The sequence below is a fragment of the Aquimarina sp. Aq107 genome (assembly GCF_943733665.1).
GTDB lineage: Bacteria > Bacteroidota > Bacteroidia > Flavobacteriales > Flavobacteriaceae > Aquimarina.
Genome location: NZ_OX030782.1, coordinates 2,863,203 through 2,875,511, shown reverse-complemented (window position 1 = coordinate 2,875,511; position 12,309 = coordinate 2,863,203). Strand labels below are relative to the sequence as shown.

Here is a 12,309-nt window from a genome sequence, read left to right as displayed (position 1 = left end):
ATTTTTTGATTGTTGAATCTGATATCTATATAGTGAAGATGGTGCCAAAACTTCAAATACCTGATAATAAGTTACTTGTGTTTGTTTTAGAAATTAAATGTGTTCGGTTTTGATACACTTTTTGTTCAAAAACGAACACTTCAAAATTTATTTATTCAGATCTTAAAGATGTGATAGGATTAGCTAGAGCGGTTTTTATAGCTTGAAGGCTTATTGTTATTATAGCAATTAGGATCGCGGCTAAACTAGCAATAATAAAAATCCACCAGTTTATTTGTACCTGATATGCAAAATCTTGTAACCATCGATTCATAAGTAACCAGCCGATTGGAATTGCAATAACAATAGCAATGACAACTAGTTTTAAAAAATCTTTGGATAATAATTTTACAATTCCCAAAACACTTGCGCCTAAAATTTTTCTTAGACTTATTTCTTTTTTTCTTTGTTCAGCATTAAAAATGACCAATCCTAGAAGTCCTAAAGAAGAAATTAATACTACGAATATTGTAAATATTTTTGATAAAGTTGCAATTTTATATTCTGCTTCATACAGTTGTTGATAATCAGTATCTAAAAATGAAAAATCGAAAGGATATCCTGGTTGAAAAGTGGCATGGAGAGATTCGATCTGATCTAAAACAGTAGTTGTTGGAGATCCGCTTAGTTTTAGTACTATATCTGTACCGAATTTTCTAAATCTTAAAATAAGTGGTTCTAATTTTTTGTGTAAAGAACCATATTGAAAGTCCTCTACAACCCCTATTATTTCTACTTTTTTATTCCCTTGATCTATTATGGTACCAACTGGGGTTTTTAGTCCCATAAGTTTTGCAGCAGAAGCATTTATAATTATTTTGGTATAATCATCTTGGAAGTTTTTAGAAAATCTTCGCCCATCTATAAGTGGAATCCCCATTACTTCTGTAAAATTATATCCAACTCTAGGGGATTGAAACATAATATTTTTATCAGAAGGAAGATTACCCCAATAAAATCCACTTTGACTATCATTAGCGTCTAAGATACTTCCGTTTATAAAGGAGGCAGAAGTAACATCCGATATGTTTTGTAATTCATTGATAAAGGTGTCTAACTTATTATCATCCCCATTATACGAAAAAGTAAGAATATGATCACGTTCGTATCCTAAGTTTTTATTCATTATAAAGTTAATCTGATTATTCACTATAAACACTCCAATAATGAAAACGATTGCCAATGTGAATTGAAAAATTACAAGACCTTTACGGATCCATGCATCTCCAAAAGATTTTTTTAATTTTCCTTTTAATATATAAATAGGTTTAAAACTAGATAAATAAAATGCGGGATAACTGCCTGCTAAAAACCCTGTGAATATTAATAATACAATAAGTGAGACTATAATATTTAGATTTATAGTTAGTTCGATATGTTTAGCCGTAATAGTGTTAAAATAAGGTAATACTAAAATCACAATGGCAATGGCTACCAGTAAAGAAATTAATGAAAGTACAAAAGACTCTCCAATAAATTGAACGATCAATATTTTTTTACGACCACCAAGAACTTTTTTAATACCGATCTCTTTTAACCTTTTACTAGCTTGAGCTGTCGATAAATTCATGAAGTTTATACAGGCAATAAGTAATATAAGAAATGCTATCATTCCGAATAATCTGATATAAACTACACGACCCCCAACTTGTATTCCATTTTGATATGGTTCTTTTAGATATCTTTCCGAAAACTGTTGAACAAAGAGTGTGAACATTTCTCTATTATCAACTTTAGTAGATAGATGTTTTGCAATTTTTTTGTTGAAATTATTGATATCTGTTCCCTCTTGCAGGATTAGAAAAATTTTGGCATAGCCACTTTTCCAATCGGTGACCCAACGCGAAGCTTCTTTAAGCAAATCAGAATGTATAACTGCATCAAACTGAAGTGTAGAATTATCGGGGACATTTTTAAATACCCCAGAAACTTGAACAGTAACTTTTTTCTCTCCATCACTCCATTTATAATCCCATACTAAGGTTTTACCTATTGCATTTTCTGGTGTCTTGAATAGGTTTTTTGCCAATTCTTCTGATAATACTACATTATTTTTGTTTGATAAAACGGTAGTTTTTTCTCCAATTAAAAGATCAAAAGAAAAGTTTTCGAAAAAATTTGGACTTGCAAAAATACCTTGACCTAGTTGTTCTTTTTCTTGATTAGAAAATATACCTTTTGGTGTTATGAAATCTGCATTAATTACAGTAGAAGATACTACTTCGGGAAATTCTTTTGTTAAGGATTCTCCTAACAAAAAGGAACTATTATCCATAGTAATGACCTTATTTTCTACTTTAAAATTAGCCATGACCTGGTAAAGTTCTTCTTTGTTTTTATGAAAAGTGTCAACACTTTTCTCATCATGTATCCAAAGAAGAATTAATAGAACACAGGCTAATCCAGTAGATAATCCTGTAATATTGATTATAAAATTAACTTTGTTATTTTTTAAATTTCTAATAGCGATTAAAAAAGTATGTCTAATCATAACGTACGTTTTTATTACTCAGTTTTTAAACTATTTACAGGATTTGCTATTGCGGCTTTAAATGCCTGAAAACTCACGGTAGCTAATGCAATTATGATAGCAACAAATCCAGCGATAATAAAGACTACCCAGTTAATTTCGATTCGATATGCATACTCCTGTAACCAATTATTCATTACTAACCAAGCTAATGGTGTAGCTAATAAAATAGCGATACACACCAGTTTTAAAAAATCTTTGGATAATAGTTTAACAATACCGGTTACACTGGCTCCTAAGACTTTTCGAACTCCAATTTCTTTACTGCGTTGTTCTGCCGTATAAGCGGCTAGACCAAAAAGACCAAGACAAGAAATAAGTATTGCGAGTAGTGCAAATATTTGAGATAATTTACCAACTAGTTGTTCACTTTTAAATATTGCGTTAAACGCCTCATCCACGAAAGTATATTCAAAAGGAAATGCTGGGTTATTTTTTTTCATAATTTTTTCGATAGAAGCTAAGGTATCCTCTATAGCTACACCAGATTTAGTCTTTATATAAAAGTATCTAGCATAGTCATGATTATTAAAAAAGATAACGGGATCACTAGAAACATACATATCTCCATATTGATAATCTTTAGTGACACCTATTACCTGTAAAACATCATCACCAGCAGTTATTGTTTTTCCGATAGGAGAATTTTCTCCCATAAGTTTAGCAAGAGATTGGGTAATTATGATGTTAGTGCTATCTAGGCTCTGGTTTTTCTTAAAACCTCTTCCTTCTATAAGCTCTATACCAGTTGTGTTAAAAAAGTCAGAGTTGACATGTCTATAAGATATTAAAACGTCTTCTGTATCTGTTCCCCCTTGCCATTGTAGACCAGAACCGTTATTTCCTGCGGATAAAATTTGAGAATTACTTAATGCTACGCCGCTTACAACTCCTGTGTTTTTTAAATCTTGTTCTATTACGGTAAACTTTTCAATAATATTGCCATTAGCACGTATTCTAATCAGTTGATCTTTATTATATCCTAGGTCTCTATTTTTTACGTGCTGAATTTGTTGGTAAACTAGTATAGTACAAATAATGAAGACAATTGAAATTGTAAACTGTCCTACCACCAGTCCTTTTCTAATAAAAGAAGCAGAACCGCTAGTGGCTTTTATTCCTTTTAAGACCTCTACAGGCTTAAAGGATGATAGATAGAATGCCGGATATATACCGGCAAATAATCCGCTAATAATAGTTATGATAAATAAAATAGCGATATGTAACTGATTGGATAAACCTAATACCAGATTTTTTTCTATCAAAATATTAAATTGAGGTAATATCAGTAATAAAAGAAAAATACTTAAAATAGATGCTAATAAAGACATCATAAGTGCTTCTATTACAAACTGAATCATTAATCGTGGACGACTGGATCCGATAGCTTTTCTTACTCCAACTTCATTCGCTCTTTTTTCACTTCTAGCCGTAGATAGGTTCATAAAATTAATGCAAGCTATCAACATTATGATTAAGGCTATTATAGAAAAGAGACGGACATATTTAATTCTTCCTCCAACTTTTTCTCCTCCTTCGAACTTAGATTTTAAATGCCAATGTTTTAAAGCGTGTAAAAAGGCATAGGTATCGGTGTTCGGATTTTTTGATGGTATGATTTCTCTAATTTTGTTATCTACTTCTGCAATGTTAGCTTCAGGAGATAATTTTACAAAAGTGTCAGAAAAGTTACTGCCATACTCATTCATCCATTCGGCACCATCCTGATATCGTTCAAAGGGAGCAACCCAATCAAAAGGGAATGTAATATTTTTAGGAAGGTTTTCTACTACACCCGTTATGACGTAGTTATCTCTGTTGTTTACTTTGATAGTTTTACCTAATACCTTGTCATTTTTACCAAAAAGTTGCTCAGCTGTTTCCAAAGTAAGTATAATTGCTTCAGGATTATTAAAAGCATTTTCTCTAGTACCTTCGATAAATTTTAGATTAAAAATTTCTAAAAAATCTGCATCTGCATATCTTCCTCGTTTATTGATAGCATTATCACCAACAGTAAAAAGACGTTCTTCAGAACTTGATCGAGTTGCTTTGATTACACCGGGAACTTCATCTTTCATCGCCTGCGCTAATGGACCAGGAGTTGAATAAAAAGTTCGCCACTCTCCCTCATAATTCTGATTTGTAGGGATATAATATACTTGATCCTGATCGGCAAAGGATGTATTAAAACTTAACTCATCTTCTACCCATAAAAAAATTAAACTAGCACAGGTAATTCCAATGGCCAAACCAAAAATATTTAAGAAACTGTACCCTTTGTTTTTTAGTAAACTACGGAAAGCTATTTTTATATAATTGAAAATCATAATAATACGTTTTTTGATCCGCTCAGGGCGGTTGGATTGATGTTGCTATTCTGTTCGTAATGAATTTACCGGATTTGCAGTTGCAGTTTTGACCGTTTGGAACGATATTGTAAGTAAAGCAATCAATAAAATAATCCCTCCGGCCCCAAGAAATAGTAATAAATTTAGATCGATACGATATATATAATTTTGTAACCACTTGCTCATCATCCACCACGCAATAGGTGTAGCAATTAAAAAGGCGATGGAAACTAATTTTAAAAAGTCTTTGGTAAGAAGCAATGTAATTGCTATAATATTTGCTCCAACTATTTTACGAATACCTATTTCCTTTTTTCGTTTTGCAACAATAAGCAAGGTCATCGCAAAAAGACCAATACAACTTAAAATGATTGCTAATAAAGAACCACTGCTGATCATGGATATCATATCACGTTCTTTTTTTAGAGTTCTATCTACATTTTCGTTTAAGAAGGAAGCCTGAAACTCTGCATTAGGTTCTATAGTTGCCCAAGCATTTTTTACAATATCGTAAGACGCTTCTAGATTCTGAGGAGCAACTTTTACATACACGTTTCTCAAATTCCAATTAGGTAGCGCGAAAAGAGACATTGGTGCAATATTTCTATCTAAATCCTGAAAATTAAAATCTTTAATAACTCCAACTATAGAATAGAATTTATCATCTATGTTGAATTGAGCGTTTAGTATTTGATCTTCATTTAGTTGTCTTGCCATAGACTCATTGATAATCACTGATAGACTATCACTTGCTAGATTTTTTCTGAAAGACCTACCTTCTAGTAGTTCCAAATCCAAAGTTTTGATATAGTCTGAGTCAACTACGAGCATATGAGTTTCAACTCCGACACCATTATGATCAAACCCAAGAACACTTGTTGATCTGGATCCATCTTTACCTAAGCCTAAGATATTATTGGATGCAGATACGCTTAAAATGTTTGTTTGATCTTTTAATTCATTTCGCAAAAGTTGTAATGCCTGTTGATCATTTCGTTTTCCGTTTAACGGGAAGGCAATCACTTGTTCTTTATTATATCCTAAATCCTTGGTACGTAAGAACCGTACTTGTTCCCAAACTACAAGGGTTCCACATATCAATATGGTAGCAATTCCAAATTGGGCTACTATTAATCCATTCCGTAAATAATTTTTCCCATTAGCATTTAATTTACCTTTTAAACTTTGTATTGTATTCAAACGACTCATTAATATCGCAGGATATCCACCTGCTATAAGAGTGATACTGACTATGGCTAATGCTAAAAATAATACGGATACAGGATCCAATAAAGTAGCAAAAGTCGCTTTGGTTTTAAATAAGACTTTAAAATGGGGAAGTAGAAGAATGGTAGTTAAAATACCTAGCATAATGGAAATCATAAAAACAAGAACACTTTCTCCCCAAAATTGAAAAAACAATTGCTTTTTGTTGGCTCCAAGAGTTTTTCGCATACCAATTTCTCGTAGTCTTTGATCACTTTTGGCAACACTCATATTCACAAAGTTTACACAAGCTATAAATAGAATGAGTAACGCAATACCTAAAACGATATAAGGCATTTTGCGATTTACCTTCGCAGGACCTTGATCAAAATTGGTAAACTTCTTATCCAAAAAAGATAGCAATTTTATTTGTATGTACTCACCATTAACAATAGGTTGGATACCATCTCTTTTTGCACTTTCTATAGCATCTTTATAATGTAGTTTTGTAAAATCTTTAGTACTATTTTCAAATTGCTCGGGTGTAATTCCTTGCGCTAATTTCATATATACTTCATGGTTTTCAACATCCCAGCGACCCACAGTTCTCTCATATGCATGTTGCCCTTGACTTTTAAAGTTTAATACGATATCAAATCCTATGGAACTTGTATCAGGAAAGTCTTCGATAAGCGAACTAACAGTAAATGGGACTTGCTTTCCATCTCTAAGAATTGTTACAGTTTGTCCAATCGGATTTTTGTCACCAAATATTCGATTAGCAGCAAATTCTGTAATGGCAATAGAGGATTCTGATGTTATGGGGTTTTGTGTATCCCCTTTAATAATGGGAAAACTAAAGATATCGAAGAAATCTGGATCCACGAAAGTACCGTTCATTCTCAATTCTTTATCCTCATAACTTAGCAACAAATTTCTACCACTACTACGTGTTATTTTCTCAACTCCACTTATTTCTTTCTGTAAAGTCCCGGCAAAAGGTTCTGATTTGGAAATATTGGCTTCTATACCATTAGATGTACTATCTTCTGAATATACCATATAGATTTGATCTCCATTTTTGTGAAAATGGTCAAATGATAGTTCGAAAATAGCATATATTGTTAATAATAGCGCTGCTCCAAACGCTAGCGTGAGTCCTACAATATTGAAGGATGTGAAAATTCTATTCTTCCATAAATTCCTCCATGCTATTTTAAAATAATTCCTGATCATAACTTCTCGTTTTTTGATTGATGATTCATTCTGTTCGTAAAGAGTTTATTGGATTGGCAGTCGCAGCTTTAATAGCCTGTATACTAATTGTTAAAAAAGTAATAGTCATTGTTACAATACCAGCTATTAGGAAAACCCACCAGCTTATTAAAATTCTATATGTAAAGTCCTGTAGCCAATTTTCCATAAAATAGTAGGATAGAGGAGCGGCAATAGCCAAGGCGATTAGTATTAGTAAGAAAAAATCCTTAGTAAGCATTTTCATAACAGTACTTACACTTGCTCCCAAAACTTTGCGAATCCCAATTTCTTTCTTTTTTTGTTCGGCCATGAATGAGATTAAACCAAATAATCCTAGACAACTTATTAATATCGCTAATGTGGTAAAAGCTATAGAAATATTAGCAAATCTTTTTTCTTCTGCGATTAATTTTTCGGTTTCCTTATCAACAAAACTATAGACAAAGGGGGTAGTTTTATTAATATCATTCCAAGCAATCTCTAATTGATCAAGGATATTCTCAAAATTTGCAGTCTTTGTTTTTATTAATAACCAACTAGGACTTGTATCAACAAACAATAATAGAGGTTCAATCTCTTCTTTGAGTGATGCAAAATGAAAATCTTCAGTAACCCCAACAATTTCTACTGTACTTACATCTCCCCCTGTGGTGAAATGGATTTTTTGTCCTATTGCTTTATCAATATTGATCTGGAACGCATCGATGGTAGCTTTGTTTACCAAAACTTGGCTACTGTCTTGCATTTTTAATGATCTACCTTTTAATAAGGTTGTGCCAGTTGTTTTTAAATATCCTGAATTTATTCCATTTACCTTAACTAATTTTGGCTTTGACGGATCACTACCGGGCAAATATGCACCAACATCATCTCGTAGAAATTGCGATGGAAAAGTATTGCAACCTGATACAGATTTTACACCAGATATCTGACTCATATTTGTTTTTAATGTGCTGTATTGCATAAAAGCTTCTTCAGTACCTAGTCGAATAGCAATTAAATTATCCGTATTGTACCCCATATCTTTGTTTTGAGCAAAACGAACTTGTTCTGTTATAATAGATACGGAAGCAATTAATCCAATAGATATTACAAACTGAAATACAACTAATCCTTTTCTTAAAAGGATTCCTCCGGAGTTTATAGAAACACTTCCTTTTAAAACACGAGTTGGTTTTACAGAGGATAAGATTAATGCAGGATAGATACCAGCAATAAGTCCTGTAATAATTCCTATGATTAATAAAATAAGTAAAATAGGCCAACTAAATATTTGTGTGTACTCAATAGTGCTTTGCGTCAATTGATTTACTAATGGTAATATCAACGTAGTTATAGGTATACTGATCAGTGACGCAAATAAAGAAAGTAAAACAGATTCTCCTAGAAACTGACCAATTAGTGATTTTTTATCAGCGCCGATGGTTTTTCGAACCCCTATTTCTTTAGCTCGTTTGTTGGCTCTTGCTGTACTAAGATTTATAAAATTAATACAGGCTACTAATTGAATGAATAATGCCAATGTAATTAATAGGTACAAATAACTAATATCGGATATTGGACCGATTTGCCTAGATATGCCTTTAGAATGTAAATGGATATCACTCACTTTTTGCAAGATGAGTTGTTTTGTAAAATTTAATTTGGCAAAGTCTTTAGCACCATGCGCATTTAGAAAAGCTGGAAGTTTTTCTTCAACTAGAGAAGCACTTGTAGATGAATTAAGTTTAACATAGGTGTAAACAAAATTCTGAGTTGCAAAATTTTGAGCGGTTCTCACAAACTCACCTAAACCAGGTGTGTTCATGGTCACCAAGTAATTTGGTTGTATGTGTGACTTTTCTAAGTTATTATCATCAAAAACACCTGTAACTGTAAGTGATAATTGTTGTGTTCCACTACCAGATATAATAGTTTTGTTAATAGCCGGTACGTTTCCAAAAAGTTTGGTTGCTAATGTTGATGATAAAACTACGGTATTGGGTTTAACCAGAGCTGTGTTGGGGTTTCCTTCAATCAAGTTAAATGAAAAAATATTGAATACCGTAGGGTCAGCCAGATACCCTCTTGGTTCGTAGAATCCTTCATTATTATCACTTACTCTAATTAACTGTTCTGATCCTTCTCCCATATATACTAATCGGGTAACCTCTAGAACTTCGGGAAAATCTTCTTTCATTGCAAACCCTATAGGAGGACTGCAAGATGCGGCATTAAACTGAATAGAACCTGGATCATCAATGATTGTACGAACTCTGTATAAGGTATCAGCATTATCATGATGATCATCATATCCAAACTGAGCAAATACATATACCAATATGCTCAAACAACAAACGGTTCCTGCAGTTAATCCTAAAAGGTTGATTATAGTCTGTAATTTGTTTTTTTGAAGACTCCTCCAAGCTATTTTAAAATAATTCCTTATCATGATTGTTCGTTTTTTGATTGATGATTTATTCTGTGCGTAATGAGTTTACTGGATTGGCATTTGCAGCTTGAAAGGTTTTTATACCAATTACTAATAATGCAAATAACATCATTAAACATCCACTTACTAAAAAGGTCCAAAAACTTATATTGGTTCTATATGCAAAATCTTGTAACCAATTATGAATTCCATACCAAGCAATCGGTGTTGCTACTATAAATGCGATTCCTACTAAAATTAAAAACTCTTTACATAGCAATGTATTTATCTGTAATAATGAAGCTCCTAAAACTTTGCGAACACCTATTTCTTTAACCCTTTTATTGGTAGTGTAGATGACTAATCCAAGAAGTCCTAAACAACTAATTAGAATTGATAAACCTGTTGCCCAGTTCAATAATTTTGAAACTTTTTGTTCTCTTTTATAAAACTTAGCTACGGTTTCATCCATAAAATCGATACGATAGTCTTCTTTATCTGTGTATACATCCCCATATGCAGATTCTATTTTGGATAATGTAGATTGCAAATCGTCGGGATTAGTGTTTTGAAAAGCGATATGTACTGCTTGGAACCGACTAAAAACATCTCTGTCCCAATCACCTCTTAATGCCATTGGACGAATCTCTGATTTTAATGAACGTTGATAGAAATCAGCCATAACACCAGCAATAGGAACCGTATAATCTCCGAAGTCTATTCTTTTGCCGATAGCATCTTCTGGTGTTTTAAATCCATAGATTTTTCTTGCTGCTTCATTAATAACGATTTCTTTTATAGTATCATTTCTATATGTTCTACCGGCTAATAATTCTAATTCAAAAAGTTTTAAATAATCAGTGTCCCCAAAAATGAATTGTAAATCTGATTGAACTTCTCTTTCTTCAGTTTTATAAGTAGTAGTTGTAGTGTTAGAAGATAAAGAAGCTGGTGGGGTGCCTCCTAAACTTAATTGTTTAATTTGTGGAATACTTTGTAACTTTTGTAAGTATTGTTTCTTCTTATCGAGTTGTCGTTCTCCTCTAGGACTATAGACTGATACAACGGCATCTGTTTTAAACCCCATATCTTGATTAAGCAAAAAATTAATTTGTTTTCCTACTAATAGAGTTCCTATTATAAAAACTTGAGCAATTGTAAATTGAAAAACGGTAAGAAACTTTCTAAGCCCATTTTTTCTTTCTCCGACCGCGATATTATTTTTCAGGACCGTAATAGTATTGAATTTTGATAGCACTAGTGCAGGGTAAAATCCAGATAATATGGTGATTATTACTACAAGTATTATGATGCCAATGATAATTATTGGATTGCTGAATAATTGAAATTCTAGGTCTTCGGCTATGAAATCAGAAAAAAGATTAAGTAACCATTTTGATAATATTAATGATAGTATAGTAGAAAACAAGACCAATAAAAATGTTTCTCCTAGGAATTGACTAATTAGTTGTTTTCTAGAACTACCTAATGTTTTTCTGATTCCAATTTCTTTAGCACGCCTTGTAGCCTGGGCGGTATTAAGGTTTATAAAATTAATACATCCAAGTAATAATAGAAACAATGCGACAAGCGCTAGATTTCTTAATAAAGGTTTGCTTGCTTGCCCTTGTTGCCAATCGTAAATACCATAGTTTTTATTAAAATGAATATCATTTAGACTTTGTAATTTAAACTCTTTAGATTGTCCGTGGCTACGAGAGTATTCATCTAAATGTTCATCAGCCAAAGCATTAAACTCTTCCTGTATTTTTTGGAAGTCTGCTTGTTGATTTACCTTAACAAATAACTGCGAATTAGAATCAGTAGAATTCCAATTCTTGTCTAAGAAATTTCCTCTTAATCTTGTTTTAAGAAGTGTTGGGCCAGAGATAAATTCTTGAAAAATAAAATCCGTTCGTTCTTTAAAAGATGCTACAACCGCTGTTACTGTAATATTTAATGAATCGTTGTAAACTAATGTTTTTCCTATGACTTCATTCGGTAATAAATCAGGGAAATAATTGGCAGCTCTTTCTTCTGTTAATACAACATTATTAGGGTTTGATAAAGCAGTTGATTGATTTCCTGCAATAAAGTTATACCGAAAAAGATCGAAATAATCTGAGTCAGTAAAAATCACATGTTTAGGCCATTTTAACTTGATGTTTTGTTCTTTATTTTGAACACTCGCTGGCCTTTCAATATAGAAACCACTTACTATTTCAAAATTCGAATTATCTTTTATAACATCTTCTAAGGCTACCGTGACTCCCGAGTTGTAGAATGTTCCTTCTGGACTGTGAAAATCTGTAACGATTCTATAGATCTGGTCGCCATCGGGATGAAATTTATCAAAACTATAATCATAATATACCATTAGACCAATAATGAATGATACGCTTAAACCTATAGTAAGACCAATTACATTGATCAAAGAAAATACTCTTTGCTTCTGTATATTTCTCCAAGCTATTTTAAAATAATTCCTTATCATGATTGTTAGTTTACAGTTCGTT

Annotated in this window: 5 protein-coding genes; all 5 read right to left on the bottom strand. The window is 32.3% G+C overall.

The genetic code is table 11. From position 1 onward, the window contains the following. Window positions 1–151: 151 nt before the first annotated feature. Genes NMK29_RS12265 through NMK29_RS12245 form a run of 5 tightly spaced genes read right to left on the bottom strand, consistent with a single transcriptional unit; the run spans window position 152 to window position 12,287 of the window. Window positions 152–2,530, bottom strand: a complete 2,379-nt coding sequence (locus tag NMK29_RS12265) for an ABC transporter permease (RefSeq protein WP_108803941.1) — start codon at window positions 2,528–2,530, stop codon at window positions 152–154. A gap of 14 nt (window positions 2,531–2,544) precedes the next feature. Continuing rightward, window positions 2,545–4,899 (bottom strand): ABC transporter permease, encoded by a 2,355-nt coding sequence (locus NMK29_RS12260; protein WP_108803942.1) that lies wholly within the window; start codon window positions 4,897–4,899, stop codon window positions 2,545–2,547. Between the two features lie 45 nt (window positions 4,900–4,944). Continuing rightward, window positions 4,945–7,362: an ABC transporter permease gene (locus tag NMK29_RS12255; protein WP_108803943.1), complete on the bottom strand. Its 2,418-nt coding sequence runs from the start codon at window positions 7,360–7,362 to the stop codon at window positions 4,945–4,947. Window positions 7,363–7,387: 25 nt separating this feature from the next. Then, complete coding sequence (locus NMK29_RS12250) at window positions 7,388–9,814, bottom strand: ABC transporter permease (protein WP_108803944.1); 2,427 nt, start codon at window positions 9,812–9,814, stop codon at window positions 7,388–7,390. Window positions 9,815–9,839: 25 nt separating this feature from the next. After that, window positions 9,840–12,287: an ABC transporter permease gene (locus tag NMK29_RS12245; RefSeq protein WP_108803945.1), complete on the bottom strand. Its 2,448-nt coding sequence runs from the start codon at window positions 12,285–12,287 to the stop codon at window positions 9,840–9,842. Window positions 12,288–12,309 lie beyond the last annotated feature (22 nt).

Bases quoted from the DNA above. Each gene is read 5' to 3' on its own strand.
- NMK29_RS12260 (WP_108803942.1), bottom strand. From the start codon at position 4,899: ATGATTTTCAATTATATAAAAATAGCTTTCCGTAGTTTACTAAAAAAC.
- NMK29_RS12265 (WP_108803941.1), bottom strand. From the start codon at position 2,530: ATGATTAGACATACTTTTTTAATCGCTATTAGAAATTTAAAAAATAAC.
- NMK29_RS12245 (WP_108803945.1), bottom strand. From the start codon at position 12,287: ATGATAAGGAATTATTTTAAAATAGCTTGGAGAAATATACAGAAGCAA.
- NMK29_RS12250 (WP_108803944.1), bottom strand. From the start codon at position 9,814: ATGATAAGGAATTATTTTAAAATAGCTTGGAGGAGTCTTCAAAAAAAC.
- NMK29_RS12255 (WP_108803943.1), bottom strand. From the start codon at position 7,362: ATGATCAGGAATTATTTTAAAATAGCATGGAGGAATTTATGGAAGAAT.